The organism is Gordonia aichiensis (genome assembly GCF_039946255.1).
Classification (GTDB): Bacteria; Actinomycetota; Actinomycetes; order Mycobacteriales; family Mycobacteriaceae; genus Gordonia; species Gordonia aichiensis_A.
Genome location: NZ_JBCDWL010000002.1, coordinates 83,267 through 109,710 on the forward strand (window position 1 = coordinate 83,267; position 26,444 = coordinate 109,710).

Annotated in this window: 21 protein-coding genes, 1 tRNA gene and 1 pseudogene; 15 read left to right on the plus strand and 8 right to left on the minus strand. The window is 70.8% G+C overall.

The annotated features are described in order from the left end of the window. Positions 1 to 38 precede the first annotated feature (38 nt). From AAFO60_RS03295 to AAFO60_RS03305, 3 genes are all read left to right on the plus strand, one after another. A tRNA-Thr gene (locus AAFO60_RS03295) sits at positions 39 to 110 on the plus strand. Positions 111 to 309: 199 nt separating this feature from the next. Further along, positions 310 to 2,985, plus strand: a complete 2,676-nt coding sequence (locus AAFO60_RS03300) for a multicopper oxidase domain-containing protein (RefSeq protein ID WP_347954741.1) — start codon at positions 310 to 312, stop codon at positions 2,983 to 2,985. 345 nt (positions 2,986 to 3,330) lie between these two features. Continuing rightward, positions 3,331 to 3,846, plus strand: a complete 516-nt coding sequence (locus AAFO60_RS03305) for a hypothetical protein (RefSeq protein ID WP_347954742.1) — start codon at positions 3,331 to 3,333, stop codon at positions 3,844 to 3,846. Between the two features lie 202 nt (positions 3,847 to 4,048). On the opposite strand, the gene AAFO60_RS03310 is transcribed toward AAFO60_RS03305, so the two are convergent. Next, a complete protein-coding gene (locus AAFO60_RS03310) occupies positions 4,049 to 4,561 on the minus strand; it encodes a nitroreductase/quinone reductase family protein (RefSeq protein WP_347954743.1) in 513 nt (170 codons plus the stop codon). Then, complete coding sequence (locus AAFO60_RS03315; RefSeq protein ID WP_347954744.1) at positions 4,558 to 5,034, minus strand: GyrI-like domain-containing protein; 477 nt, start codon at positions 5,032 to 5,034, stop codon at positions 4,558 to 4,560. The genes AAFO60_RS03310 and AAFO60_RS03315 overlap by 4 nt, the downstream gene beginning before the upstream one ends. 89 nt (positions 5,035 to 5,123) lie before the next feature. Here AAFO60_RS03315 and AAFO60_RS03320 point away from each other — a divergent pair, with 89 nt between their 5' ends. From AAFO60_RS03320 to AAFO60_RS03330, 3 genes are read left to right on the plus strand one after another with little or no spacing between them, the layout of a single operon-like run. Continuing rightward, entirely contained in the window at positions 5,124 to 6,704 is a 1,581-nt protein-coding gene (locus AAFO60_RS03320; protein WP_347954745.1) for a carboxylesterase/lipase family protein, read from the plus strand. Continuing rightward, the gene (locus AAFO60_RS03325) at positions 6,701 to 7,111 is read left to right on the plus strand and encodes a RidA family protein (RefSeq protein ID WP_347954746.1); all 411 of its coding nucleotides are present in this window, start codon (positions 6,701 to 6,703) and stop codon (positions 7,109 to 7,111) included. Before AAFO60_RS03320 ends, AAFO60_RS03325 begins: the two co-directional genes overlap by 4 nt. Further along, positions 7,108 to 8,301, plus strand: coding sequence for a winged helix DNA-binding domain-containing protein (locus AAFO60_RS03330; RefSeq protein WP_347954747.1), 1,194 nt, complete (start codon positions 7,108 to 7,110; stop codon positions 8,299 to 8,301). Before AAFO60_RS03325 ends, AAFO60_RS03330 begins: the two co-directional genes overlap by 4 nt. A gap of 229 nt (positions 8,302 to 8,530) precedes the next feature. Here AAFO60_RS03330 and AAFO60_RS03335 read toward each other — a convergent pair whose 3' ends face one another. From AAFO60_RS03335 to AAFO60_RS03345, 3 genes and pseudogenes are all read right to left on the minus strand, one after another. Next, positions 8,531 to 9,325 (minus strand): multicopper oxidase domain-containing protein, encoded by a 795-nt coding sequence (locus AAFO60_RS03335; protein WP_347954748.1) that lies wholly within the window; start codon positions 9,323 to 9,325, stop codon positions 8,531 to 8,533. After that, complete coding sequence (locus AAFO60_RS03340; RefSeq protein ID WP_424308591.1) at positions 9,288 to 9,548, minus strand: hypothetical protein; 261 nt, start codon at positions 9,546 to 9,548, stop codon at positions 9,288 to 9,290. The genes AAFO60_RS03335 and AAFO60_RS03340 overlap by 38 nt, the downstream gene beginning before the upstream one ends. Positions 9,549 to 9,590: 42 nt before the next feature. Beyond that, positions 9,591 to 10,051, minus strand: a pseudogene (locus tag AAFO60_RS03345) (multicopper oxidase domain-containing protein); the annotation flags it as partial. A gap of 9 nt (positions 10,052 to 10,060) precedes the next feature. Between AAFO60_RS03345 and AAFO60_RS03350 the strand changes: the two are divergent. From AAFO60_RS03350 to AAFO60_RS03365, 4 genes are all read left to right on the plus strand, one after another. After that, positions 10,061 to 10,765 (plus strand): response regulator transcription factor, encoded by a 705-nt coding sequence (locus tag AAFO60_RS03350; RefSeq protein WP_347954750.1) that lies wholly within the window; start codon positions 10,061 to 10,063, stop codon positions 10,763 to 10,765. Then, positions 10,762 to 12,207, plus strand: a complete 1,446-nt coding sequence (locus tag AAFO60_RS03355; RefSeq protein ID WP_347954751.1) for a sensor histidine kinase — start codon at positions 10,762 to 10,764, stop codon at positions 12,205 to 12,207. Before AAFO60_RS03350 ends, AAFO60_RS03355 begins: the two co-directional genes overlap by 4 nt. A gap of 35 nt (positions 12,208 to 12,242) precedes the next feature. Beyond that, positions 12,243 to 12,671, plus strand: coding sequence for an HIT family protein (locus tag AAFO60_RS03360; RefSeq protein WP_347954752.1), 429 nt, complete (start codon positions 12,243 to 12,245; stop codon positions 12,669 to 12,671). A gap of 128 nt (positions 12,672 to 12,799) precedes the next feature. Further along, positions 12,800 to 13,741 (plus strand): LysR family transcriptional regulator, encoded by a 942-nt coding sequence (locus AAFO60_RS03365; protein WP_347954753.1) that lies wholly within the window; start codon positions 12,800 to 12,802, stop codon positions 13,739 to 13,741. 10 nt (positions 13,742 to 13,751) lie between these two features. Here AAFO60_RS03365 and AAFO60_RS03370 read toward each other — a convergent pair whose 3' ends face one another. The 3 genes from AAFO60_RS03370 to AAFO60_RS03380 all read right to left on the minus strand — a co-directional run bounded on the left by AAFO60_RS03370 (position 13,752) and on the right by AAFO60_RS03380 (position 19,217). Beyond that, positions 13,752 to 15,143, minus strand: a complete 1,392-nt coding sequence (locus AAFO60_RS03370; RefSeq protein ID WP_347954754.1) for a serine/threonine-protein kinase — start codon at positions 15,141 to 15,143, stop codon at positions 13,752 to 13,754. A gap of 7 nt (positions 15,144 to 15,150) precedes the next feature. Continuing rightward, positions 15,151 to 16,866, minus strand: coding sequence for a serine/threonine-protein kinase (locus AAFO60_RS03375; protein ID WP_347954755.1), 1,716 nt, complete (start codon positions 16,864 to 16,866; stop codon positions 15,151 to 15,153). A 251-nt stretch (positions 16,867 to 17,117) separates the two neighbouring features. Further along, positions 17,118 to 19,217 (minus strand): RecQ family ATP-dependent DNA helicase, encoded by a 2,100-nt coding sequence (locus AAFO60_RS03380; RefSeq protein ID WP_347954756.1) that lies wholly within the window; start codon positions 19,215 to 19,217, stop codon positions 17,118 to 17,120. A 106-nt stretch (positions 19,218 to 19,323) separates the two neighbouring features. Between AAFO60_RS03380 and AAFO60_RS03385 the strand changes: the two genes are divergently transcribed. The 5 genes from AAFO60_RS03385 (at position 19,324) to AAFO60_RS03405 (ending at position 26,385) form a co-directional block, all read left to right on the plus strand. Beyond that, positions 19,324 to 20,610: a glycosyltransferase gene (locus AAFO60_RS03385; RefSeq protein ID WP_347954757.1), complete on the plus strand. Its 1,287-nt coding sequence runs from the start codon at positions 19,324 to 19,326 to the stop codon at positions 20,608 to 20,610. Further along, entirely contained in the window at positions 20,607 to 22,685 is a 2,079-nt protein-coding gene (locus AAFO60_RS03390) for an ArnT family glycosyltransferase (protein ID WP_347954758.1), read from the plus strand. The genes AAFO60_RS03385 and AAFO60_RS03390 overlap by 4 nt, the downstream gene beginning before the upstream one ends. Positions 22,686 to 22,761: 76 nt before the next feature. Next, positions 22,762 to 23,763, plus strand: coding sequence for a GGDEF domain-containing protein (locus tag AAFO60_RS03395; RefSeq protein WP_347954759.1), 1,002 nt, complete (start codon positions 22,762 to 22,764; stop codon positions 23,761 to 23,763). A 189-nt stretch (positions 23,764 to 23,952) separates the two neighbouring features. After that, positions 23,953 to 25,119, plus strand: a complete 1,167-nt coding sequence (locus tag AAFO60_RS03400; RefSeq protein WP_347954760.1) for a GGDEF domain-containing protein — start codon at positions 23,953 to 23,955, stop codon at positions 25,117 to 25,119. Positions 25,120 to 25,203: 84 nt separating this feature from the next. After that, the gene (locus tag AAFO60_RS03405) at positions 25,204 to 26,385 is read left to right on the plus strand and encodes a low temperature requirement protein A (RefSeq protein ID WP_347954761.1); all 1,182 of its coding nucleotides are present in this window, start codon (positions 25,204 to 25,206) and stop codon (positions 26,383 to 26,385) included. Positions 26,386 to 26,444: the final 59 nt, after the last annotated feature.

Sequence of the window (26,444 nt, forward strand, 5' to 3'; positions counted from 1 at the left end):
ACAGGTGCGGCAGGCGACGCTATATACTTCCGCGGCAGGCCTCCTTAGCTCAGTGGTAGAGCACTCGCCTTGTAAGCGAGCGGTCGTCGGTTCAATCCCGACAGGGGGCTCTCTCCGGCGGCGGGCGCGGCCCGCCCCGCGTCGCCGCCCCGAGTCGCCCATCCGCGTGGCTCCGCGTGATCCGCGGTGTCTGTCGCGGGTTGCCAACATGGTCGGTGCACCCGCGGATCACGGCGAATCACGTGGAAGCGCCGTGATCCCCGTCGCTCGACCGGTATTTCCGCATCGCGGATTCGTATTATCGAAATCGTGACCACCACGAATGAGCGGCGTCCGATGAGCTGGCATCGTCGCGCGGGAATGCCCGTGCGCGTCTGGATGACGGTGCTGATCCTGGTCGGTCTCGCGCACTGGGCCATTCCGAGCTCCCGATGGCTGATCGTCCACATCTTCACCATCGGCCTGGTCACCAACTCGATCCTGCTGTGGTCCCAGACCCTCGCCGAGCGCTTCCTCGGCTATCACCTGCCGCCCGAGCGCCGAACCCGACAGCTGGCCCGCATCTACACGGTGAACCTCGGTCTGGTCATCACGATCGTCGGCATGATGGGCGTCTGGTGGCCGGTGACGCTGGTCGGCGCCGTTCTCATCGGGCTGGTTCTGGCCTGGCACGCGGTCGCCCTCGCCCGCCTGATCGGCGAGGCGACACGTCATCGGCTGGCCGACGGCGACGGTCGCGCCGCGCACACGATGAGCGTCTGGTTCTTCGTCGCCTCGGCGGCCATGCTGCCCTTCGGGGCGGGCTTCGGCGTCGCGCTGGCCTACGGGTTCGCCGATCCGCGGCAGGCGGGCTTCCTGGTGACCCACCAGGCGCTCAACATCCTCGGCTTCCTCGGCATGGCCGCCGCAGGCGTCCTGATCGTGATGTTCCCGCGCCTGCTCGGCGAGACCCAGGTCAGCGAGCGACGACGCCCGCTGGCCCTGGCGGTGCTGCCGACCGGCATCGCCGTCATCTGCGCCGGTGCTCTCAGCAGTCACCCGGTGATCGCCGCGGTCGGTGTCGGCGTCTACCTGATCGGCTGGTCGATCGTCGCCGTCCCCTTCGTCCCGGTCATCGTCCGACGACCGCCGTCCTCGTACTCCGCCGCCTCGATCACCGCCGCCCTGCTGTGGCTGTTCGGTTCCCTGATGGCCTACGCCGTCGTCCTGGTCACCGGTCCCTTCGACGCCGCCCGCATCACCCTGCTCACGGTGTGGTTCCTCGCCGGATTCGCCGGACAGCTGCTGCTCGGCGTGATGAGTCACCTGCTGCCGACCATGATGGGCGGTGGCCCGGTCACCGCGGCGGGCAAGAAGGTGATGGACACGTGGTGGCTGTGGCGGGTGCTCGTCATCAACGGCGGACTGGTGCTGTGGCTGCTGCCGGTGGGCAGCTGGGTCAAGGTCACGCTGTCGTCGCTGGTGATGCTGGCCTATGTCCTGTTCCTGCCGATCATGATCCGCAGCGCCGTCGCGGCGATGAAGGTCCGACGGTCGCTGCACGCGGTGACCTCGCCGCCGGAGGCGGGCGCCGCCGAACAGGCACCGGTGCCCGCCCCGCCGACGACGCCGGCGCGCCCGCAACTCGGCCTCCAGGCGATCGCCGCGGCCACCGCGCTGGCGCTGGTCGTCTCGGTGGGCGTCGCACTGGGCGGGGGCGGAGGCGCCGCGGTGGAGGACGCGGCAGGCACCGCGGCCCCGACCGGGCAGACCACCACCGTGCAGGTGGACGCGCTGCACATGCGTTTCAGCCCCGAGACCATCACCGTCCCGGCGGGCAACCGGCTGGTGATCGACGTGACCAACAAGGACACGATGGTGCACGACCTGGTGCTCGCGACCGGGCAGAGCACCGGGCGGCTGGCGCCCGGACAGTCCGGCCGCATCGAGGTCGCGGTGGTCGGCCGTTCCATCGAGGGCTGGTGCTCGATCATCGGCCACCGGCAACAGGGCATGGTCTTCCACATCAAGACCACCGGCGGAGACTCGGGCGGCGGGGCCTCGGGTGACGGGGCCTCGGGTGACGGGGGTGGGGCGCACGCCATGCCGGGCGCTGCCGGGCAGAGGCCCGCCGTCGACCTGATGAAGCCGCCCGCACCGGGCTTCCTCGCGCGCGACCCGCGGTTGGCGCCCGTGCCCGACGGCACCGTCCACCGGTACACCTTCGAGGTCGCCGAGGCTCCCGGCGAGATCGCGCCCGGCGTCCGCGCCACTCGCTGGACCTACAACGGCGGGACCATGGGACCGACGCTGCACGGCAGGCTGGGCGACACCTTCGAGATCACCCTGGTCAACAACGGCACCATGTCGCACTCCATCGACTTCCACGCCGGCATGGTCTCGCCCGATGCGAACATGCGCGACATCAACCCCGGCGAACGGCTCGTCTATCGTTTCCGTGCCGAGCACACCGGGATCTGGCTCTATCACTGCGCCACCGCACCGATGCCCGTGCACCTCGCCGCGGGGATGTTCGGGGCCGTCGTCATCGATCCGCCCGACCTGGCGCCGGTGAACGCCGAGTACCTGATGACCCAGTCCGAGTGGTACCTGGGCGCCGCCGGCGGCCCGATCGACGCCGCGAAGGTCGCCGCCGGCGCCGTCCCCGACCTGGTGATGTTCAACGGCTACGCGAACCAGTACGTGCACCGGCCGCTGCGCGCGAAGGCCGGGGACCGGATCCGGATCTGGGTCCTCGACGCCGGCCCCAACGAGCCGCTGTCGTTTCACGTGATCGGCACCCAGTTCGACACCGTGTACAAGGAGGGCGCCTATCTGCTGCGACGCGACGACCCGCTGCGCGGCGGCTCGCAGGCACTGGGACTGCTGCCCGCCGAGGGCGGCTTCGTCGAGATGACCTTCCCGGAGCCGGGTACCTACACCTTCCTGAACCACCGGATGGTCGACGGCGACCGCGGTGCGATGGGGAAGATCATCGTCGAGTAGCGGCGTCGGCGCAGGCATCGGACAGACGCATCAGGCGATCCTGTGCGCCGTGGAGATGCCGGTCGCTTCGCCGATCCGCATCGGTTTGACAGCGACCGGCAGCCGGATCGTTGCTTGCCTCCACGCATCAGGGACGTCGTGGTCGGAGATGACTCCCGTCCTCGCCGGTGAGCCCCGGTGCTAACCGGGAGGGTGGATTCGGCGCCGGCGCATCACGGGCACGTATGCCGTGGCGCGGTGAAGTCGCAGGGCTCGCGGCGAGGAATCAGCAGGTGAGAGACCTCGGAGTGTCAGGAAACCCGGTCGATAAAGTGGGCGCAGCCTGGTGGAGGAGGATACAAGGCGATGATCGGTTTCGTCGATGAGAGCAAGGCGCGTGGCCTGCTGGTTGCCTGCACGGTCGCTGGACCCCACGACGTGGTTGCCGCTCGCCGCGTACTGACTGACTTGCGGATGCGGGGGCAGCGACGATTGCATTTCAAGAGTGAGTCGGATTCGCGGCGACGGTTGATTTGTTCGTCGTTGGTCACGCTTCCGGTCACGGTCAGGATCTATCAGACCGGGGGCAAAGCGGATCGGTCCTCGAGGGGGCGGGCGTTGGATGCTGTGGTGAGAGATCTCGCCGCAGTCGGCGGCACTCGGTTGGTCATCGAGCGTGATGAATCGTTGGTGCAGGCCGACCGTGCGGCGTTGTTCCAGTCGGTTCGCGCTCATGGGGTTCCAGAACTGCGGTATGAGCACCCTCGCGCACACGAGGAGCCGATGCTGTGGGTCTCTGACGCGGTGGCCTGGTGCTATGGAAAGGGCGGAGCGTGGCGGGCACGGGTCGAACCGCTCGTCGAGGGCGTTACGCTGATCTGACCCGGGGAGAGGATACGCGAAACCCGGCTCACCAACCGTCCGGAAGGCTGCCGGGTCACTTCCCGAGGGCTACTGCCCTGGGCGCTGCCTATATTAGCACAGTTCAGAGGCGCTCCCGGTGTCGATGTGGCGGTGTACTCGGTGTGCCGGACGACGAAGATCTGCTCGATCGTCCCACGATCGAGCTACGGTGCCGACGGGCTCAGGCATGGATCCGCACGATCGGGATCGTGCGGTTCACCGCGGCGGCGCGCTCTCGGTAGTCGGCGAAGAGCGGGTAGACGGCGTCGGCGAGCGCCCACAGTCGGGTCTGCTCGACGTCGTCGGAGACGATGCTCGCGGCACGCCACGGTCCGTCGCCGGTCTTGCTGATCTTCACCTGCGGGTGCGCGCGCAGGTTGTGGAACCACGCCGGGTGTCGGTCGCGGCCGTAGCTCGAGGCGATGATGATCACGTCGTCGCCGTCGTGGAAGTACAGGACCGGATTCACCCGCTCGGCACCGCTCTTGGCGCCGATCGTCGTGAGCAGTGCGGTCGGCAGGACCATGCCGCTCGACAGCCGCCCGCCGCTGATCCTGAGCAGCGACGGGTCCACTCGCGGCGCCACGTGGATCGACAGCCAGCGCCCGGGCGGGGTGCGCAGGATCGTCGCATACGCGCGGATCGCGGGACGCAGGCCGCGGGCCGGGTCCACCGTCGGCAGGCCGGGCGTCATTGCAGCACCAGCAGATCGGTCCGCAGGTCGTCGTGGGCGACGACGCTGGGGTCGGTCACGTAGATCTCGATCGCGGCCCGCGGATGTGAGCCGCCCTGCGCGAAGTACGTTCCCATCAGGTGTTCCCATGCCGAGCCGAGGCCGTCGAAGCCGCCCAGGTGCGAGATCACCACGGCCCGCCCGGTCGGGAACATCCGGTTGTCGACGCCGTCGATCTGGACCGGTGCGGCCACCGGGAATCCGATCGTCAGGTCGAACTCGTCGTCGATGTCGCCGACATAGATCGCGAACCCAGGACCCACCGGGCCCGCCTGCGCCAGCACATGGAAGCTCTCGTCGAAGATCTCCGGCAGATCGTCGAGGCGGACCTCGGGGAAGTCCATCGTCACGACGGGCTGCTCGCCCGACAGCGAGACCTCGGTGGCCTCGAAGAACGGTTCTTCGCGCAGAATCAGCGGCAGGGAACTGGTCATGGCTTCATGGTACGGCGGGCATCGGACACATCGGGGCCGTCGAAGCGGCGGGTCGGGGAGTGCTGCGTCGGCGGCGCCGACTCGGCAGAATGGGGACCGTGACCCAGACCGACCATGTCGTCGACACCGTCTACGGCCCGCTTCGGGGCACCGGCACCGCGTCCTGCGATCTGTGGCTCGGCGTCGCGTACGCCGCCCGCCCGACCGGGCCGCGCCGCTGGCGACACGCGCAGCCGCCGCGCGAGCGCACCGAGATCGTCGACGCGCGCAGCTACGGTCCGGTGAGTCCGCAGCCGGTCATGCAGGTCATCGACCTGGGCGCCGACGCCTACGCCAACGAGGACTGCCTGTATCTGAACATCGGCACCCCGCGCGGCGTCGCGGGCACCGACGCGCGGCTGCCGGTGATGGTGTGGGTGCACGGCGGCGCATACCTGTGCGGTTCGGGGTCCCAACCGCTCTACGATCCGGGGTCGCTGGTGCAGTCGTCGGTCGAGCGCGGGACGCCGGTCGTCATCGTCACCGTCAACTACCGGCTCGGGGCCTTCGGCTTCGCCGACCTGCGCCACCTGTCGGCCGGCGACGAGCGGTTCGACGCCAACTGCGGTCTCTCCGACGTCATCGCGGCCCTGAGCTGGATCCGCGACAACGTCGAACGCTTCGGCGGCGACCCCGACAACGTCACCCTGTTCGGCGAGTCCGCCGGCGCCGGCGTGGTCACCACCCTGCTCGCCTCGCCTGCGGCGAAGGGACTGTTCCACCGGGCGATCGCGCAGAGTTCGCCGGCGACCACCGTCTACGACGCCGAACGCGCCCAGCGGTACGCCAACATGCTTCTCGCCGAGGTGCCGCCGGAGTACGTCAGGACATCGGAGCTGCGCCGCACCCCCGCGCTCGACCTGGTCAACGCCTCGTCGGCCGTCTTCAACCTGGTGCCCAACCGGTTCCCGGGGACCATCGCCTTCGCGCCGGTCGTCGACGGCGACCTGGTGCCGCTCGATCCGATGGAGGCCATCGTCACCGGCGAGGCGCACCGCGTGCCGCTGCTGATCGGCACCAACCGGCACGAGACGTCGCTGTTCCGTTGGATGTCGACACCGCTGCTGCCGGTCAAGGACCACGGCGTCGACGCCATGTTCACCCTGATCGGCACCGAACGGCCCGGTCTGTCCATCCCCGAAGCCGATCGACTCGACTCCTCGTACCAGCACGTGCCCGCGGGGGTGCGGAGCATGGCGATCTCGCGCGACATCGGTTTCCGGATGCCCGCGGTGTGGATCGCCGAGTCGCACGCGCAGGTGGCGCCGGTGTACCTGTACCGGTTCGACTGGGCGACGCCGATCCTGCGGCTGCTCGGATACGGCGCGGCGCACGCCACCGAGGTGCCGTACGTGTGGGGGAATCCCGCTTCGAGCAGACGCGATCCGATGTACGCCCTCGGTGGGCGGGCCATCGGTGAACGGGTCCGGCGCCGGATGCAGTTCCGGTGGCTCGGTTTCGCCGCCGACGGCGACCCCAACACCGGCGACGGGGCCGACGCCGAGTGGGAGGCCTATGTCCCGCAGCGGCATTCGTCGCTGCTGATCGGTGGCGAGACGGACACGCCGATGGAGGGCCTCGACGATCACATTCTGCGGGCCTGGGGAGACGAGGTGTTGAGCTTCCGATGACCGCTTCACCAGTTCGCCGATTCGGTTCGGCACACCTGCACGACGGCGGCTTCGCCTACGGCGCCGAGGTCGACGCGAAATCGTTGATCTATACCGCCGGCCTGTCGCCGCTCGACGAGGCGGGCGAGGTCGTCGCGCCCGACGATCCGGTCGCGCAGGTCGCACGGACCATCGCCTGCCTGGACGTGCTGCTCGCCGAGCGCGGTGCGCACCGCGACGGTGTCGCCAAACTGACGGTGTACGTCGTCGCCGCCGACAACGGTGCCCTGGGCCAGGTGTGGCAGGCGGTCGACGCCGCGTTCGGCGGGGCGACCCCGCCCGCCATCGTCGTCGGTGTCACCGCGCTGCCCTACCCGGGGCAGGTCGTCGAGATCGAGGCGGTCGTCGCGGTCGGGTCGCGCTCATGACGGCCCGGCCGCTGATCACCGTCGCGCAACGGCGGGCTCGGCTGCAGCGCAGGCATCTCCTCGACGGCGGCGCCGGGCGTCGGCCCGCCGACGTCGCCGACGCGGTGGTCGCCCTGCACGCCACGGTGCCCTCGACCGTCCACCTGTCGGTGTGGGCGCGCGGCGGCGCCGTCGACCCGGGGGTCGTCGAGACCGCCCTGTACGACGACCGGTCGCTGGTCAAGCAGTTGGTCATGCGCCGCACCCTGTTCGTGATGACCCGCCCGGTTCTCGCCGACGCCGTCGGGGCGGTCGGGCCGCGGGTGGCGGCGTCCGAGCGCACCAACATGTTGCGCGACCTGCGCCGCGAGGACGGCCCGCCGGATCCCGAGGCGTGGCTGGCCGACGCGCGCCGGGCGGTGCTCGCCGAATTCGCAGGCGGCGCGGCCTTCCCCGCACCGGAGCTGCGGACGCGGCTGCCGGAGTTCGATCTCGAGATCATGCGCGATGCCGACAAGTCGTACGGGGGACCGTCGCCGATGCTGCCGCGACTGCTCAACCTGATGGCCGCGAGCGGCGACGTGGTCCGGGGCCCGAACGGTGCCGACTGGCATCGGTCACGGCCGTCGTGGACCGCGATGCAGACCTGGCTGGGGGCGCCGCTGCCGGCCGTCGATCAAGCGGCCGGGCACGCGGCGATGGTGGAGCGATGGCTGCGACGGTACGGCCCGGGCAGCGAGACCGATCTGGTGTGGTGGCTCGGCACCACCAAGACCGCGGTGCGCGCGGCGCTCGCGACGCTCGATGTCACCGAGGTCGACATGGAGGCGGCCGGCACCGGCTATCTGATGTCCGACGATCTCGCCGACCTCGAACCGGTGACGCCGCGGGCACTGCTGCTGCCGAGCCTGGACCCCACGACGATGGGGTGGAAGGACCGCGACTTCTATCTCGGCGGGCACGCCGCCGAACTCTTCGACCGCAACGGCAACGGCGGTCAGACCGCGTGGTGGGACGGGCGCGTCGTCGGCGGGTGGGTCTTGGCCGACGGAGCCGACGGCGGCCGGGCTGTGCGCGTGGTGCCCCTCGAAGACCTGCCGCCCGAGGCGCTGCGGGCGCTGGACCGGCGTGCCGAGGAGCTCTCCGAATGGCTGGGCGAGTCCCGCCCGACGCCGGGCTTCCCGTCGCCGCTGATGACCAGGCACCGGTGACCGTCGGCGACGGTCCCGCGCCGACGTCGTTCCGCATTCCCTCCTGCGGCTGGTCGGGTGCACTGGCCCTCCCAGGCTGGTCGGGTGCGCTGCTGTCGTCGTTCCCCATCCCTACCGCTCGCCTCCTAGGCTGGTCGAGTGCCGCCTGCGAGCGAAGCGAGCACGCGGTGTATCGAGACCCCGGCACCACGGCGGCGCTCCGACGATCACCCCGCGTCCGGGCGCGTCATCATCCCCACCTCCAGGTGATAGCCGTTGTGGCAGTGAAGCATTCAGGCGCCGGGATTGTCGGCGACCAGATCACGTCGACGCTCGAGCGGGGCAGGACGTTGACCGTGTCCTTGCGGGCGCCCGGCACTCCGTCGGGTCGGACGAGGCCGAAGGTGTGACCGTGCAGGTGCATCGGATGCCACATCGACGAGTCGTTCACGAACCGGAGCCGGACGGACTGGCCCCGCGTCACGCGCAGCGGGGTGATGTCCGGGTAGCGTTCGCCGTTGATCGCCCAGTCGTAGCGCATCATCGTTCCGGTCAGTCGGGCGGTGAGCTCCACATCGGGCCGACGCGCGGGCAGCGTCACCGAATCCGCGGCGGCGAGCCGATCGGCGGTGGCGACCGAGCCGGACAGCGCCGGGGCGTGCCGGGCTGCGGCCGGGTCGGCGCTCGGCGAGGTGGACAGGACGGCGAGCGCGCGTCCCCGCTTGCCCTCGGGTTCGGCGACCAGGCCGAAGACCCCGTCGCCGGCCGTGACGATCGCGTCGTATCGCTCGCCCAGCCCGAGCAGGACCGTGTCGGTGCGGACCGGCACGATTGGGAAGCCGTCGGTGTGGGTGAGGGTCATCGGGTGCCCGGTCAGACCGACGCGGAAGGCGGTGTCGGCTCCGGCGTTGATGATTCGGAGCCGGATCGGCTGCCCCGGGCGGGCGCGGAAGACCGACGGATCGGTCGCGACGCGACCGTTGATCAGATGATGCGGATGGTTCACGTCACCGGCGTCGCCGCTGAGCAGGCGACTCGGGTTCATCCCCATCCCGCCGCCCATGTGCCCCCGTCCTGTGACCCCCGCCCATGTGACTCCCGCCCATCCCGCCGCCCATGTGCCCGCCGCCGGTGCCGCCGGTCATGGGGGAGCGGAGACCGGCCAGGATCTCGTCGGGGCTGGGGCCGACGCCGCTGGTCCAGTCGTCGAGCACGATGATCCACTCGGTGTCGTAGGCGCCGGGGTCGCCGGGATCGTCGACGATCACCGGCAGGTACCGGCCGTAGTCGGTGTCGCCGCCGACATGCGGGTGGGCCCAGTAGGTGCCCGGGTGCGGAACCGAGAAGCGGTAGGTGAACTCGCCGCCGGGTGCGATGTCGGGTGTCGCGGCGCCGCACCGTCCATGTCGTTCCGCAGCGCGATCCCGTGCCAGTGCATCGAGGTCGGTCGTGCCAGGGCGTTCGTGACGTGCACGGCGAGGTCGTCGCCGATGCTCGCGCGCAGCGTGGGGCCGGGGACCGACCCGTTGTAGGCGAACGTTCGGGCGTGGACTCCGCCGCCGAGATCGACGGTCGATTCGCCTGCCGTCAGCGACGCCCGCACGGTGCGGCCCGTATGCGGCCGGGCCCGTTCGGCGGCGGCGACGGCGGCGTCGCTGACCTGTGCCGGGGACCAGGTCAAGGTTCGATCAAGAATCGTCCGGTCGCGGCGACGCCGGCTCACAGGAACCTCCCAGGCGAATGCCAGCTGCGGTGTCGAGAGCGGAGGCACAGTGGAGACATGACCTCTGCAGACAAGCCCGCCAAAGTCCTCGTCGTCGACGATGAGGAGAACATCCGGGAGCTGCTGTCGGTGTCGTTGAAGTTCCAGGGATACGAGGTGATGGCGGCCGCCGACGGTCCGCGCGCCCTGGACGTGGTCCGCACCTTCAAGCCCGACGTGCTGGTGCTCGATGTGATGATGCCCGGGATGGATGGTTTCGGCCTGCTCCGACGACTGCGGGCCGACGGCATCGAGGCGCCCGCCCTGTTCCTGTCGGCGCGGGACTCGGTGGCGGACAAGGTCAACGGCCTCACCATCGGCGGCGACGACTACGTCACCAAACCGTTCAGCCTCGAAGAGGTGGTCGCCCGACTCGCGGTGCTGCTGCGTCGCAGCGACTTCGGGGAGACCGAGAAGACCGGGCGGATCGTCTTCGCCGACCTCGAACTCGACGAGGAGACCCACGAGGTCTTCAAGGACGGCGAGCTGGTCTCGTTGTCGCCGACGGAGTTCACCCTGCTGCGCTACTTCATGGTCAACGCGGGCACGGTGCTGTCCAAGCCGCGGATCCTCGACCACGTGTGGAGCTACGACTTCGGCGGCGACGTCAACGTGGTCGAATCCTATGTCTCGTATCTGCGGCGCAAGATCGACACCGGTCCCACGCGGCTGATCCACACCCTCCGCGGGGTGGGCTACGTGATGCGGGAGCCGCGGGGATGAGACCGCGCGTGCGGGGCGTCCCGCTGCGCGTCTCGCTGGTGGTGCTCACCGCGGTGCTCGTCGCCCTGGGACTGGTCGTGTCGGGTCTGGCCGTGACCTCGGCGATGCGCGGCAACCTGATCTCGCGGACCGACTCGGGTCTGCAGGACGCCGTCAACGGCTGGGCGCGGCCGGGCGGACTCGCCGCCGGGCACGGGGCCGGTCCGCCCGGCCCCCGGCGGCCGCCCTCGCAGTACTTCGTGTCCACCCAGCTGCCGAACGGCCTGCTCCTGACGATCAGCGACTTCTCGGCGAGCCCGGACCTGAGTGCGCTGCCCGACGGCGACGCCGGTCCGCTGACCGTGCGATCGGTGGGACGGGGGCCGCAGTGGCGGGTCGTCAAGCGGGTCGACGACTTCGGTGCCAGCGTCGTGGCCACCCCGCTCACCGACGTTCAGGAGACGATGAGCCGGCTGATCTGGTTGCAGGTCGGCATCGGGGCCGTCGTCGTCGCCGTGATCGGCGTGCTGAGCTCACTGCTGGTGCGGTCGAGTCTGCGTCCGCTGCGCCGGGTCGAGGAGACCGCCCATGCCATCGCCGGCGGCGACCTCCACCAGCGCGTGCCCGAGGAGCCGCCGAACACCGAAGTCGGCAGTCTCGGCCGGTCGGTGAACGCGATGATGACCCAGATCCAGGCCGCGTTCGCCGCCACCGCCCGTTCGGAGCAGCAGGCGCGCGGCTCGGAAGAGAAGATGCGACGCTTCGTCGCCGACGCCTCGCACGAGCTGCGGACGCCGCTGACCTCGATCAAGGGCTTCTCCGAACTGCTGTCGATGCGGGCGGTGGACCCCGACGACGCCGTCCGCCGCATCTCGTCGGAAGCCGACCGCATGGGGCTGCTGGTGGAGGATCTGCTGATGCTCGCCCGCCTCGACGCCCAGCGTCCGATCGAGCGCGATGAGGTGGAACTGCTGCCGGTGATCGACGACGCCGTGGAAGCCGCGCGTGCCGCGGCCCCCGGCGCGACCATCGTCTTCGAGGCGCCGCCGACCGTCGGCGATCCGGTGATCAGCGGTGATCCGGCCCGCCTGACCCAGGTGGTCCGCAATCTGATCGGCAACGCCGTCGCGCACGGCGGCGCCGACGCCCGGATCGAGGTGCAGGTGGCGGCGGGCCCCTCCGACGTCGCGGTCACCGTCGCCGACGACGGACCGGGCATGTCGGCACACGACGCCGCACACGTCTTCGAACGCTTCTATCGGGGCGACGACTCCCGGCATCGGGACAGTCCGGGCGCGGGCAGCGGGCTCGGCCTGTCGATCGTCGCGGCCCTGGTGCAGGCGCACCGCGGGCGCGTCGGCGTCGACACCGCGCCGGGGCAGGGGGCGCGCTTCTGGTTCGTCCTGCCCCGGATCGACACCGGCGGCCTCGACGCGCCGGGGCCGACGCCCGCCCTCGGCTGAGCGTGCATCGCAGCTGACGGACCTACACTGAGGGCATGCCTTCGGTTTTCACGCACATCATCAACGGCGATCTGCCGGGCCGCTTCGTCTGGAAGGACGGCACCGCCGTCGCGTTCATGACCATCGCGCCGGTGACCCCCGGCCACGTCCTCGTGGTGCCGCGCAAGGAGATCGACCACTGGGAGCAGATCGACACGCCCACCTTCACCCACATGACCGACGTCTCGCAGAAGATCGGTCGCGCGGTGAAGGACGCCTTCGACGCACCCCGCATGGGCATGTTGATCGCCGGACTCGAGGTTCCGCATCTGCACCTCCACGTCTTCCCGGCGTACTCGCTCGAGTCGTTCGACCTCACCAAGGCCGACCAGAATCCGTCGCCGGAGTCACTCGACGACGCGGCCGAGAAGATCCGGACCAGCCTGCGCGCGCTCGGCTACGGGGAGAACGTGCCCGACGCCTGACCCGATCGACCGGCCCGACCCCGATCCACCGGCGGTTATCGGTGATTCGCGGAGCGGGCATCAGCGATCTTGGCGGGCAACCGCTCGAATCGGTCGGGTGCGCGGCCCCCGGTGTCAGAATCACAGGCATGCTCGTGCAATCCGCCGCGCATGGCGGTCTGCGCCGCCTGCCGCATCTGCGAACGGTGTTGGCCGTGTACCGTGCCGGATCGTTCGGTCGCGCCGCCGTCGTGTTGGGAGTGTCGCAGCCGACGGTCACCAATCACGTGAAGGCCCTCGAAGACTACTTCGGCCTGGTGCTCTTCGAGCGGAACGCGGACGGGGTGACCCCGACGGCGGCCGCGCACTCGATCATCTCCCAGGTCGCCGCGCCCTTCGATCAGCTCGACCGGGTCATGGCAGGCGTCTACGAGCAGGACGGCACGCACCCGGTCCGGCTCGGGGGACCCCGAGAGTTCATGTCGGCCCGGGTGATTCCCGCGCTCGCGGCGCTCGACGGCGCGCGGCCGCGCATCGACGTGACGCTGGGCGAGGCGAGCGCTCTGCTCGATCGGCTCGAATCGGGGTCGCTCGACGTCGTCGTCTCGGGCGTGCGATCGGGCCGGGCCGGCCTGCGGTCGTGGCCGGTGGCCGACGAAGAGCTGATCTTGGTCGCCGCGCCCTGCCTGAGCGTGCCGAAGGGTGTGCCCGCGGCACTCGACGCGGTGCCGGTGATCGAGTGCGATTCCGCCATGACGGCGACGCGGAGGTACTGGAACACGGTGTTCGGCGCCGATCCGCGATGCCGACCGACGCTCACAGTGCCCGACCAGCGTGCGGCGCGGTCGGCGGTGCTGTCGGGGTTGGGGATGGCGGTCCTGCCCGACTATCTGGTCGGCGAGGATCTCGCCGACGGTGCGCTGATCGCCTTGGTCGATCCCACCGAGGCGCCGCTGAACACCCTCTTCATGACGATCGGTGAGGCGGCGATCCAGAATCGTTCCGGCGCAGCCGTGTTGGCCGAGGCCGTCACCGAGCTGATCAAGCGCGGCCCGGCGGTGCCGACCGGCGGTCGCGCTCCGGGACGGTGAGGTCCGGCAGTCAGCCGAGGATCAGGATCAGGGCGGCCAGCACGGTGAGGACGGCGACCGCGGCGGCGACGACGACCGGCCCGGCCTCGTAGGGTCGCGGTGCCTCGGTCCCGACGCCGGTGGTCCCTGTGTCGGTGGTCCCTGTGCCGGTGGTCCCTGTGCCGGTGATCCCAGTGCCGGTGATCCGAGTGCCGGTGATCCCCGTGCCGGCGACGTCCGTGCCGATGATGCCCGCGTCGGTGGTGCCGGGGCGGGCGGCCCGAACCGGTGCGCCGGGGAAGGCCGGGCACGCGGGATCGTCGAGAGTCAGCGGCGGCAGATGCCGATCCACGAGTGTTCCGGAGAGATCGTGCGGGTTCAGGGTGCGGGTCTGCGATGCGTAGGGGCGAGCCGGGGGCGCCGCCGGATGAGGAGGATGGGTCGGGTGCGGCGGCGCCGGACGCGGTGGTCGCGGCGTCGTCTCCGGCACGGTGCGGAGCGCCCCGATCAGATCCGCGGCGAAATCCCCGCAGGTCGCGTACCGGTCGTCGGGTGCTTTGCTCAGGGCGCGGGCCAGCACGCGATCGGTCAGCCAGTGCAGGTCGGCGCGACGCTCGCAGGCCGACGGCGGCGGCGCAGACAGGTGCGCCACCACGATGTCGGTGAGTCTGTCGCGGTAGAACGGCAGCTCCCCGGTCAACAGGTGGTAGGCGGTGCAGGCCAGTGAGTACTGGTCGGTGAACGGGCCGACCTCGCTGTTCGTCAGCCGTTCCGGGGCGGTGTAGTCGATGGAGCCGACGAGGTTGTCGGTGGTCGTGATGCGGGTCGCCTCGATCGCAGGCAACGCGATGCCGAAGTCGGCGAGCATCGCGTACTGCTCCACGGCATCGCGGCGGAGCAGGACGTTCGCCGGCTTCACATCCCGGTGGATCACCCCGTGCCGGTGCGCGTGGTCCAGGGCGGCGGCCAGATCGCCGACGATTCGGGCCACGTCGTCCTTCGCCATGCCGCCCAGTCGACGTACTTCCTGGGCGGCGTCGTGTCCGGCGACGAACTGCATCGCGATCCACCAGCGGCCTCGCTCGTCGCCGCAGTCGTACACGTCGACGATGCCGGGGTGGTCGAGGCGGGCGACGACATCGGCTTCGCGCTTGAACCGGCGGCGGAACTCGTCGTCGCCGAGATGGTCGGCGCGCAGGACCTTCAGTGCGATTCGCCGGGACAGCCGCGGATGCTCAGCCAGGAAGACATCACCCATGCCGCCGCGGCCGAGGCACCGCACGAGGGTGTATCCGGCGAACTCGGCGCCGACGTCGGGTTCGGGACCGACCGTGCCGAACCCGCCGGGATCCTCGGCGGCCTGCTGGTCTGCCTCGTTCGTGGTCGGCGCTGCACGGTGCGTCGGCGCGGTCTCATTCGACATGGCGTCCCTACTCGATTCGGTCGCCGACGCACAGCACGTCGACGATGTGACTGCGGCGGCCGGAGATCCGCTCGGATTTGGCGACGGCCGTCTCTGCGGCGAGCCGCCGGTCGCGGCCGAGGCCGGACTGGTAGGCGGCGGTGCTCTCGCCGCCGATGGGCCGGGCGAAGCCGGCGCACCCGGAGTCGAAGTACGCGATCGACCAGGTCCGGGAGTCGTATCCCCATCGGTCGGTGGCCGCGCGGATCAGCGCCTCGGGATCGGGATACCGACCGAAGGCGTAGGTCTGGCCGTCGGGATCGAGGAGCAGCGCCCACGAGGGACCGGCGGCGGCGTTCGTGCGAACGCTGCCGGACTCGCCCGGCTCAGCCGCCGTCGGCGCATCCACCGATCCGGACCCGCTCGAGCCCGTTCCGGCCTGTCCCGTTGCGGCCCGTCCCGTTGCGGTGGACCCGCCCCCGTCCGTGTCGCCAACGTCTCCGGACTCGCCGCCGTATCCCGACTGGCCGCCGTATCCGGACTCGCCGGACGGGCCCGTCGAGTCGCCGGGCGAGAGGTTCCTGCGGGCCGATCCGGGGTCCGAACTCGACTCCGACCGCACCGGGCTGGAGCCGGCGTGCATCGTCGCGGCGGTCTCACCGCCGAACACGGCCCGGCTGATGCCGACGGTCGCGATCACCAGGACCAGCGCTGCGACGGCGGCGGCGATGCGGCGACGGCGCGCGAACACCCGCTGCGACACCACCTCGCGCCGGGGGCGCGGCGCCGACGGCGGTCGGGGGCGCGGGAGGTCGGCTGTCGGCGGCCGGTTCGGAATCGGCACCGGTGGCTGATCGGGATGGACCGGGTGCTCGTCGGTGTGCCGCGGCCCGGCGGGCGGCGCCGGGCGTGTGATCGGCGGGCGGCGGGAGGTGAGCGCGGCGACGAGGTCGCGGGCGAAGTCGCCGCACGTGCGGTACCGGTCGCGGGGATCCTTGGCCAGCGCCCGCTGAAAGACCCGATCGCACGCCGCCAGTCGGGGGTCGACGGCGGAGATCGCCGGGACGGGCGCCGTGGCGTGGGCGGCGATCAGGGCGGTGAGCGTCTGCTGCGGGTACGGCAGATGCCCGGTGAGCATCTCGAAGGCGGTGCAGGCGAACGAGTACTGATCGGCCGACGGCTCGGTCTCGGCTCCCGCGATCCGCTCGGGCGCCGAGTAGCTGAGCGTTCCGACGAAGGAGTTGACCTCGGTCAGCGCGGTGGTTCCGGGGGCTTTGGCGACCCCGAAGTCCAGGACGGTCGCCGTCGACACGGTGCCGTCGGCGGCGCGTTGGATGTGGATGTTGCTCGGCTTGACGTCGCGGTGGACCACGCCCATCGAGTGCGCGTACTCCAGGGCCCGGCCGACCTGCTCGACGATCCGGACGGCGTCGTCGACGGTGGTCGGAACCTGCGTGGACAGGTCGCCGCCGGGCAGGTACTTCATCGCGTACCAGAAGTGCTGGTCGGTGACGCCGAACTGATAGATCGTCGCGATGTTCGGATGATCCAGCGAGGCGAGCGTGGTGGCCTCGGCGACGAAGCGGGCGGCGGTGGTGCCGGATGCGGAGATCAGCGTGGCTTTGACGGCTTCGAGCCGACTCAGCCGGACGTTGCGGGTCAGCAGGACTTCGCCCATGCCTCCGCTGCCGAGGGGTCGCAGCACCTCTCGGTCGCCGATCATCGAACCGACTGGGATCGTCAAACCCGGGCCCTCCTGTCTGCACGCTGCCGCCGTCACCGCCCGACTCGATGACCCTTCGTCCCGCAGAACATTCTCTCGGAGTCGGTCGGACCGGACGGAAACCGACACACAGGGGTGGGAGCCGCCCCATACGAATTCTGAGGGCCGTTCAAAAAGGGACGGATCACCCGATCGGCCGAAATCGACGGTTTCGGCTAACAACGGATGCCGGCTGTCGGTCAGCTTCTCTGGAGGGACGCCGGACGCAGGGGTCAGGCCGTCCGATGAATCACCAGCGGGAGGACGGCGTCGGCGCCCGCGTCGCGCAGGGCGGCCGCGGCCAGCGTCACCGGCCAGCCCGAGCCGGTCTCGTCGATCACCAGCAGCACAGCGCCCGACACCGCGGGTGTCGGCTCCAGATGATCCCGCCAGTACGCCGCCTCGGTGGCGCCGGTCGCCTCGCGTCCCGGGCGACGGCCGGGCCGCACGTTCAACGGTCCGCCGGGCCGCCGCCCGACCTCGCGCAGCCGCTGCGCCAGGGTTGCTGCGAGTTCGCCACCGGTCAGGTCGAGCGAACAGATCAGGTCCGGGCGGATGCCCGACGACCGTCCCCACTCGGCGACGACGTTCACCGCGGCATCGGCGAGTGCGGCGACGGCGTCGTGGTCACCGCGCTCGACACCGCCGAGGAGCTCGCGCCACTGCGGTGCGTCGGCGAAGGCCAGGATGCGGCCCGGTTCGGCCATCGCCGCCGGTGCGATCCGGCCGCGCGTGCCGAACTCGCCGCCCGGCCACATCTTGCGCGGCTCCAACACGTCGGCGTCACGGCGGAGCGCACCGCCGACCGCGGCGACGACGTCGGGTTCGGGCGACTCGGCCAGGCCCGGGGTGATCTCGCCGCGGCACACCGAGCACTGTCCGCAGTCCGCCGCGCGGGGATCGTCGAGCGATTCGGTCAGCAACCGCATCAGGCATCGTTCGCCGCGGATGAAGGCGCGCATGATGTCGGCTTCGCGGCGGCGGACCGCGAGGACCCCGTCGTAGTGCTCGGCGTCGAACGTCCAGGGGCGCCCCGTCGCCGACCAACCGTCGCTGGTGCGCTCCACGACGCCGTCGACCGCCAGCTGCTTGCACATGAGTTCCACGCGGCCGCGGCGGATGCCGGTGGCCGCTTCCAGTGCGGGGACCGTCATCGGGCCGTCGGCCCGGTGCAGGGCTTCCAGCAGCCGGTCCATCCGGTCGGGGTCGGGAATGGTGGCGGTCGCGAAGTGCTCCCAGATCGCGTCGTCGAGCGTCGAGGCCAGCAGCATGACGACCGCCTCGTCGAGCGCGCGGCCGGCACGACCGACCTGCTGGTAGTACGAGACCGGCGAGGGCGGTGCCCCGACGTGCACCACGAAACCGAGATCGGGCTTGTCGAAGCCCATGCCGAGAGCGGAGGTGGCGATCAGCGCTTTCACCCGGCCGGCGAGCAGCTCGTCCTCGAGCCGGTGGCGTTCGTCGGGCGGCAGTCCGCCAGTGTAGGCGGCCACCGCGAGGTCGTCGCCGTGGACTGCACGGATGGCCTGCACCAACCGGTCGGCGTCGGCGACGGTGAGCACGTACACGATCCCCGAACCGGGCAGCATCGGCAGTTCCTGGGCCACCCAGGCGTAGCGTTCGAGGGGATCGAGGCCATCGATCACGTTGAGGTGCAAGGACTTGCGACCCAGCGGCCCTCGAAGCACCAGGGTGGCGCGGCCGAGCTGATCGGCGACGTCGGCGGTCACGCGGGCATTGGCGGTCGCGGTGGTCGCGAGCACCGACGTCTGCGGGTTGAGGGTCTGCAGGACATCGGACACCCGCCGGTAGTCGGGCCGGAAGTCGTGCCCCCAATCGGAGATCGCGTGCGCTTCGTCGATCACCACCAGGCCCAGCCGGCCGGCGAGCGATTCCAGGACGCGCCGACCGAAGCCCGGGTTGGCGAGCCGTTCGGGCGAGACCAGCAGGACATCGAGAGTGCCGTCGAGCAGATCATGCTCGATCGTCGTCCAGTCGTCGACGTTCGACGAGTTGAGCGTGGCGGCCCGCAGTCCGCCCCGGGTGGCGGCGACCACCTGATCGCGCATCAACGACAGCAGCGGCGAGACGATCAGCGTGGGCCCGCCGCCTGCGGCCCGGATGACCGCGGTGGCCGTCCAATAGACCGCAGACTTGCCCCAACCGGTGGCCTGAACCACCAGCACGCGCGCGCCGGGGGAGGCGAGCGCCGCGACCGCCGTCTCCTGATCCGGGCGGAGCCGAGCGTCCGGGCCGGCGAGTGCGGTGATGACTCGATCGGCGATGGCCCGCTGGTCGGGGGTGAGCTCATGGGGCGGCGTCGGAGTGCTCATGGCGTCAATCTAGCGTCGCCGCGCCGAACCCGGTATCGCGCCGTCCACAGGCAGTTCGCAGGACGACCCCAGCCGTACCGGAGGCGGCGGCGCGAGGCTTCCTTCCATGACCGAAGTTCTGAGTCCGGCACCGACCCCGGACGATGCACCCGAACCAGCGCCTCGCCCCCTGCTCGATGTCGTGGTGCCGGTGTACAACGAAGCTCGCGACCTGGAGAGATCGGTGCGTCGTCTGCACAGCCACCTCGTCGACCAGTTTCCCTACCCGGCGCGCATCACCGTCGCCGACAACGCGAGCACCGACGACACCCTCGCCATCGCGCGCCGGCTGGCCGCGCAGATCCCCGGGGTCCGCGCGGTCCATCTGGACCTGAAGGGCCGCGGCCATGCGCTCAACCACGTCTGGCGCACCGACGACGCGCAGATCGTCGCCTACTGCGACGTGGACCTGTCGACGGACCTCAATGCCCTCATGCCGCTGATCGCGCCGCTGGTCTCGGGGCACTCCGACATCGCGATCGGCACTCGGTTGGTGCGGTCGGCCCGCGTGGTGCGCGGAGCCAGACGCGAATTCGTCTCCCGCTCCTACAATCTGATCCTCCGGACCGTCATGCGGGCGCAGTTCTCCGACGCCCAATGCGGGTTCAAGGCCATGCGCGCCGACGTGGCCCGCGAACTGCTGCCGCATGTCGAGGACACCGGGTGGTTCTTCGACACCGAACTGCTGGTCCTCGCCCAACACGTGGGACTGCGGATCGCCGAGGTCCCCGTCGACTGGGTCGACGATCCTGACAGCTCCGTCGACATCGTGGCGACGGCGATCGCGGATCTGCGCGGCTGCGCGCGTGTGGGGTGGGCGCTGGCGACCGGCCGGATCCCGATCGTCGAGCTGCGCCGGACGCTGGGCCGGCAGCGGCTCCCCGGACCGCCGATCGTCGGCGTTCCGCACGGGATGGTGGGGCAGCTGGCCCGCTTCTGCGCGGTCGGCCTCGCCTCGACCGCAGCCTTCGTGCTGCTGTACCTGCTGCTGCGACCGCTCGGCGCGCAGCTCGCCGACTTCGTGGCGCTGGCCGCGACCGCGGTCCTCAACACCGCCGCCAACCGTCGATTCACCTTCGGCGTGCGCGGGGCCGACGATCGCCTCCGCCACCACCTCTTCGGCTGGGGCGTGTTCCTGTTCGGCTGGGCGGTGACGGCCCTCGCGCTGCTGGCCGTGCACCGCCTGCAACCCGACGCGAGCGGCGCGCTGGAGGCGATCGTGCTCGTGAGCGCCAACCTCGTCGCCACCGCCGCCCGCTTCGTCGGACTCCGCCGGGTGTTCCGGCGGCGCCCGAGCGTGCGGTCCACGACCGCGCAGGCCGTGACCGCACCGACCGAACCGAGTGCGTCATGACCGCCGACGTCCTGCGCCGCACACCGTCGGCCGGCCCGGGACCGGGCGTCGCGGAGCCAACCGCGCGCGAGGCCGGGTACCGCCGACTCTCGGTCGGCGCGCTCCTGGTCGGCACGGCAATCCTCTACCTGTGGAACCTGTCGATCAACGGGTGGGCGAACTCGTTCTACACGGCGGCGATCCAGGCCGGTTCGCAGTCGTGGAAGGCCTGGTTCTTCGGCTCGTCCGACATGGCGAACTCGATCACCGTCGACAAACCGCCCGCATCGCTGTGGCTTCCGGCCCTGTCGGTCCGGGTGTTCGGTCTCAGCTCCTGGTCGGTGCTGGTGCCCGAGGTCCTGCTGGGGGTCGGCTCGGTGGCGCTGCTGTACCTCATCGTCCGACGAGCGGTCGGTCACTGGGCGGGACTCGGCGCGGGCGCGGTGCTGGCGCTCACTCCGGTTGCGGCGCTGATGTTCCGGTTCGACAACCCGGAAGCACTGCTGATCCTGCTGATGATCGCCGCGTGCGGAGCGGTTCTGCGGGCGATGGAGCCCGGCGCCGCGAGCCTGCGGTGGATGATCGCCGCCGGCGTCGCCGTCGGCTTCGGCTTCCTGACCAAACAGCTCGAGGTGATGTTGATCGTGCCCGCGATGGCCGTCACCTACCTGGCCTTCGGTCCCGGCCGGTGGCCGCGCCGGATCGGGCACCTGTTCGCCGCGCTGGGCGCGCTCCTGGTGAGCGCGGGCTGGTGGGTGCTCGCGGTGGAGCGCTGGCCCGCGGCGAGCCGCCCCTACATCGGCGGATCACAGCACAACTCGATCCTCGAACTCACCTTCGGCTACAACGGCCTGGGCCGGCTCGACGGGAACGAGCGGGGCAGCGTCGGCGGTGGCGGCCGGGCGCACCAGATGTCCGGTGCGGTCGCCGAGATGGTGGGGCCCGCCGGCCCGGGCCGGGCCGGCGGGGGCGGGATGTGGGGGTCGACGGGCGTCCTGCGGATGTTCGAACCCGCCCAGGGCGGGCAGATCGCCTGGCTCATCCCGTCGGCCCTGATCCTGGGCGCGGCGGCGCTGGTCCTGATCGGCAGGTCCGCGCGCACCGACACGCGGCGATCACTCCTCGTGCTGTTCGGACTGTGGATGCTCACCATGGTCGGCGTGTTCAGCTTCATGGCCGGCATCTTCCACAGCTACTACACCGCGGCCATCGCCCCCGCACTGGCCGCGGTGATCGCCGCGGGTGCGGCGGTCTGCTGGGGGCGGCGCGACCGGCTGTGGGTCCGGATCGTGCTGGCCGGCGCCACATGGGCGGCCGCCGTCTGGGGTTTCATCCTGCTGCAACGGTCACCGGACTTCGTGCCGTGGCTGCGGCCGAGCGTGCTCGTCGTCGGCGCGATCGCGGGAGCGCTGCTCCTGCCGGCCCGCCGCGGCCCGCTCTCGGCGGTCGCCGCCGCAGCGGCGATCCTCGCGGCCCTCGCCGGCCCCGTCGCATACACGGTCGACACCGTCACCACCGCCAAGCAGGGATCCATCATCAGCGCCGGCCCGCGCGTCGCCGGCGAGTTCGGGCCCGGCGCGGTCGGTCGCCACGGTCGGACGCCGTCGTCCTTCGGCCCCGGCGCACCGACCGGACTCGGTGGGCGGGCCGGACCCGGCGGACTGCTGAGCGGGTCGACTCCCTCCGACGAGATGATCGCGGTGCTGCGGACCGACGCCGGCGCCTACACGTGGGTGGCGGCGGCAGTCGGCTCCAACGAGGCATCGGGGTATCAGATCGCGACCGGATTCTCGGTGATGCCGATCGGCGGTTTCAACGGCACCGACCCGTCACCGACGCTCGCGGCCTTCCAGAAACTGGTGGCGCAGGGTCGGATCCACTACTTCATAGGCGGCAGTCGCGGCGACTTCATCGGCGGCGGACACGGCGACTTCATCGGCGGCGGTCGCGGCGACGTCGGGTCGCCGGGCCTGGGCGGCCCGCCCGGACTAGGCGGTTCGGGTGCGTCGGCGCAGATCCGGACGTGGGTCGAGGCGAACTTCGCGCAGACGACCGTCGACGGGGTCCAGCTCTACGATCTGACCGCTCCGAAGTGACCGGGCTCGTCGGCGATCGGCAGGACCCGGTCGATCGCCGACGAGCCGGGGGATCAGCGAACTTATGATGGGCATCATGCGCCGTGCCCATCTTCGTTCGGCGTCCAGCCGAGATGCCCGGTACCCGGCCGCCGGACGGCTGGACGCGACGCTGATCCGACCGCTGCGGATCGGCCTCGGCGTCGTCGGAGCGCTCTATTCGCTCGCGGTGGTGCTCGAACTGCTCGGCGCAAGACCGATTCCGCCGGGCGAGACGGCATCGGCGGTGCTGTGCTCGGTCGGCGCCGCGGCGACATTGCTGCGCCGTGACATCGGGCGACGCCTCGCGTTGCTGTGCGCCTTCGGCGGGGTGACGCTGTCGGTGGCCTTTCACACCGAGATCGCCGCGCAGGTCTGGGCGCTGCTGCCGGCCCAGGCGCTCGCGGTGTATCTGCGATCGGTGCTGCCCCGGTGGCACGCCCGGACCCTCATCGCCGTTCTGTGCGCGCTGCTGGTCGCGGCGTTGAGCTTGGCGCCGGCGCCCGTGCCCCCGGAGTGGTTGGTGATCTTCCCGCTCGTCGTCATTGGGCTCGCCGAGACGATGGGCACGCTGCAGTCGATGCTGATCCGCATCGCGATGACCGACCCGTTGTCGGGCCTGCGCAACCGCGTGGGGTTGGAGGTCGACGCCTCCCGGCTGCTCGGTGGTCCGCCGCTCGGCGTCCCGGTCGCGGTGGCCGTCATCGACATCGTCGGGATGAAGGAGATCAACGACCGCCGCGGGCACCTGGCCGGCGACTCGGCGCTCGTCGAGGTGGCGAACACGCTCGCTGCGGTCGCGCCGCCGGGCGGGACGACCGCCCGCATCGGCGGCGACGAGTTCCTGATGATCGCCCGCACCGACGCGGTCACGCTCCGCAGCTCCGTCGACGCCGCTCAAGCCGGACTCGCCGTTCAGGTGACCGGCGGTGTCGCGGAAGGTACGACCGGGACCAGCGAACTGCTCGACCTGATCCGTGCGGCCGACGCCGACCTGTACCGCCGCCGCGAGCTGATCGCGGCCCGCCGAGGCGTCGCGCTGCCGTCCACCGGGGCGTGACTTCACGACCTGACGGTCCGGCGGCCGCCCACGGCGCTGCCGAGGACGCAAGGGTGGCTGTGCGACGGCAGAAATGTCAGACCTGCCGCGCGTTGCCCGACCGCCACTCGCCGAACGTCGTCATCGGCTCGGACGAATAGTTCCGAGCCGGATGGACCAGGTCGGGAGGGGTGTGCCAGCCTTGGCGTGGTGATCGTCGATTCCCGGACTCTGTGGCTGGCAGGCGGAGTCAGTGCGCTGGCGACCGGAACGCTGCTGTGCGTGCAGTACCTCGTCGCACCGGACGAACGGGCGATGGTGCTGTGGGGAGCCGGGAAGATGATCACCGGAGTCGGTGCCGTCCTGGTCGGTCTGCGCCAGGCGATCAGCGACACCGCATCCGTGCTCGGCGGCAACGTCCTGATCGTCTTGGGCTGGACGATCATCGTCGCGGGATCCGCGTCGTTCAACGGACGACGGCTCAGGCCGGTCCCGACCCTGGTGTCGGTGTGTGCCCCTGCACTCGCGCTCGCCGTGTTGATCGTGTCGTTGGACATGTCCCCGGGTGTTCGGACCGGCGTCATCGGGCTGGTATTGGGCGTGGTGATCGTCTGGAGCGTCGTGGACTGTCGGCGCGCACAGCGCCGCGACGTCTACTTCTGGCGGTCGATGCAGATCATCGTGATGATCGCGTGGGTCCTGGTCCTCGAACTGCGTGCCGGAGTGGCCACGGTATCGCCGATCTCGGGCGACCCGGCAGCCAACAGCGCATTCCAGGTCGCGACGACGATGGGGCTGATGGTGGCCACCATCGCTGATGGAATCGCCTGCATGATGCTGTCTCGAGAGCGGGTGGATCGGCAGCTCGTTCTGGCGTCGATCCGCGACCCGGAGACCGGCCTGCTCAACCGGGCGGGCCTGATGCAGGAGTACGCGGCGCTCGCCGAGCGCGGTGCCACCGCGACGGTGGTTCTGCTCGACATCGACGGCTTCAAGAACGTCAACGACACCTACAGCCGTCTCGACGGCGATCGCGTGCTCCGCCGTTTCGGAGACGCAGTCCGACAGCACGCGCCGACGGGCGAGATCGCGGCCCGATACGGCGGCGACGAGTTCTGCCTCATCCTCGCTGACTGCCCGCTCGAGGACGCGGTACGGATCACCGAGGCGATCCGCAGCGAGTTCGCATCGATCGACGCCGCCGGCACTGATGCGCTCGGGCTGGACGGCACCGTCGTGACGGTGAGCGCCGGTCTGAGCTCGGTGTCGACGGCGCAGACGACGCTCGACAGCGCGATCATGGGCGCGGACGGTGCGCTGTATCGGGCCAAGCGCGCCGGCCGTGACCGGGTGGCGGTCGCATTCGACCCGTGTTGAGCGCCTGCGGCTCGGCCCGAGCTTGGCGCCGTCGCCGCAGGGGCCTACGTTGATCGGGTGAGCGTGCCCACCATCATTCGCCGCATGACCGGACGCGATCCCGGTGAGGAGGGTCGCGGCGCGAGCGGACTGGAAGTCTTCTACGACCTCGTCTTCGTCGTCGCCTTCTCCATCGCGGGCGTCCAGCTCGCCGAGTATCTGGTGCTGGGGCACTACCGCACCGCGATCGTCGGCTACGCCATCGCGACTTTCGCGGCGGTGTGGGCGTGGATCAACTTCGCGTGGTTCTCCTCGGCCTTCGACACCGACGACTGGATCTACCGTCTCCTGACCCTCGTCCAGATGGTCGGTGTGGCGGTCATCGCGATCGGTCTGCCGCCGGTCTTCGCCTCGATCGACGCCGACGCGCACGTCGACCTCGGGGTGGTCGTCATCGGCTACCTGGTGATGCGGGCGGGGATGATCGTGCAGTGGCTGCGCGCCGCCGTGCAGGCGCCGCGCTACCGGGCCACCTGCCTCACCTACGGTGTGATGACCGCGGTCGCGCAGGTCGGCTGGGTGCTGGTCGCGATCATTCCGATGACCCTGGTCCCGACACTGCTCGCGATCGCCGTGTGCATGGTGGTCGAGCTGCTCGGGCCGGCGATCGCCGAGACCCGCTTCCGGCGGACTCCGTGGAACGCCGACCACATCGTGGAGCGCTACTCCACGCTGGTGGTGATCACCCTCGGCGAGGGGGTCGTCGGCACGGTGGCCGTCCTGCAAGCGGTCATCGCACGCACCGGATGGAGCACCGAGACCGCCGTCCTCGGCCTGGCCGCGATGGGCGTCACCTTCGCGATGTGGTGGTTGTACTTTCAGCTCGACGTCGGCCGCCCGCTGGCCCGGCATCCGGCGAAGTCGTTCGTCTTCGGTTACGGGAGCATGCCGATCGTGATCGGTTGCGCGGCGGTCGGGGCGGGGCTGCACGTGGTGGCGATGTGGCTCGAAGGAGACGCGCGGATCGGGGAGCCGGCGGTGTACGGCGCCCTCGCGATCCCACTGGCGATCTTCTGCTTCGGCACGATCGGCATGTACTACTTCCTGGCGGGCGTCGACGCGCGCCTGCTGCCGCTGCTGGCCGCGGCCGGACTGCCGTTGGTGGCCGGGGCGGTGATGGCCGCCGCGGGAGTCGGCGTGCTGGCCTGCGTCGTGACGGGCGCCCTGGCGCCGGTGCTGTCGGTGGCACTGGTGGAGGCGAATGCGCGCCGTCGTCGATCGAGCTAGTGTCCTGCGCCGGTGACCGGCCCATTCCGCTGAACGCGCAGTCAACCACTACCCTGAAA

Excerpts from the sequence above, each read along its gene's own strand:
- AAFO60_RS03395 (WP_347954759.1), top strand. The coding sequence starts at position 22,762 with ATGCGCCGTGCCCATCTTCGTTCGGCGTCCAGCCGAGATGCCCGGTAC.
- AAFO60_RS03330 (WP_347954747.1), top strand. The coding sequence starts at position 7,108 with ATGACGGCCCGGCCGCTGATCACCGTCGCGCAACGGCGGGCTCGGCTG.
- AAFO60_RS03325 (WP_347954746.1), top strand. The coding sequence starts at position 6,701 with ATGACCGCTTCACCAGTTCGCCGATTCGGTTCGGCACACCTGCACGAC.
- AAFO60_RS03355 (WP_347954751.1), top strand. The coding sequence starts at position 10,762 with ATGAGACCGCGCGTGCGGGGCGTCCCGCTGCGCGTCTCGCTGGTGGTG.
- AAFO60_RS03350 (WP_347954750.1), top strand. The coding sequence starts at position 10,061 with ATGACCTCTGCAGACAAGCCCGCCAAAGTCCTCGTCGTCGACGATGAG.
- AAFO60_RS03360 (WP_347954752.1), top strand. The coding sequence starts at position 12,243 with ATGCCTTCGGTTTTCACGCACATCATCAACGGCGATCTGCCGGGCCGC.
- AAFO60_RS03305 (WP_347954742.1), top strand. The coding sequence starts at position 3,331 with ATGATCGGTTTCGTCGATGAGAGCAAGGCGCGTGGCCTGCTGGTTGCC.
- AAFO60_RS03380 (WP_347954756.1), bottom strand. The coding sequence starts at position 19,217 with ATGAGCACTCCGACGCCGCCCCATGAGCTCACCCCCGACCAGCGGGCC.
- AAFO60_RS03315 (WP_347954744.1), bottom strand. The coding sequence starts at position 5,034 with ATGACCAGTTCCCTGCCGCTGATTCTGCGCGAAGAACCGTTCTTCGAG.
- AAFO60_RS03365 (WP_347954753.1), top strand. The coding sequence starts at position 12,800 with ATGCTCGTGCAATCCGCCGCGCATGGCGGTCTGCGCCGCCTGCCGCAT.
- AAFO60_RS03385 (WP_347954757.1), top strand. The coding sequence starts at position 19,324 with ATGACCGAAGTTCTGAGTCCGGCACCGACCCCGGACGATGCACCCGAA.
- AAFO60_RS03335 (WP_347954748.1), bottom strand. The coding sequence starts at position 9,325 with ATGAACCCGAGTCGCCTGCTCAGCGGCGACGCCGGTGACGTGAACCAT.
- AAFO60_RS03310 (WP_347954743.1), bottom strand. The coding sequence starts at position 4,561 with ATGACGCCCGGCCTGCCGACGGTGGACCCGGCCCGCGGCCTGCGTCCC.
- AAFO60_RS03390 (WP_347954758.1), top strand. The coding sequence starts at position 20,607 with ATGACCGCCGACGTCCTGCGCCGCACACCGTCGGCCGGCCCGGGACCG.
- AAFO60_RS03370 (WP_347954754.1), bottom strand. The coding sequence starts at position 15,143 with ATGTCGAATGAGACCGCGCCGACGCACCGTGCAGCGCCGACCACGAAC.
- AAFO60_RS03405 (WP_347954761.1), top strand. The coding sequence starts at position 25,204 with ATGACCGGACGCGATCCCGGTGAGGAGGGTCGCGGCGCGAGCGGACTG.
- AAFO60_RS03320 (WP_347954745.1), top strand. The coding sequence starts at position 5,124 with ATGGGGACCGTGACCCAGACCGACCATGTCGTCGACACCGTCTACGGC.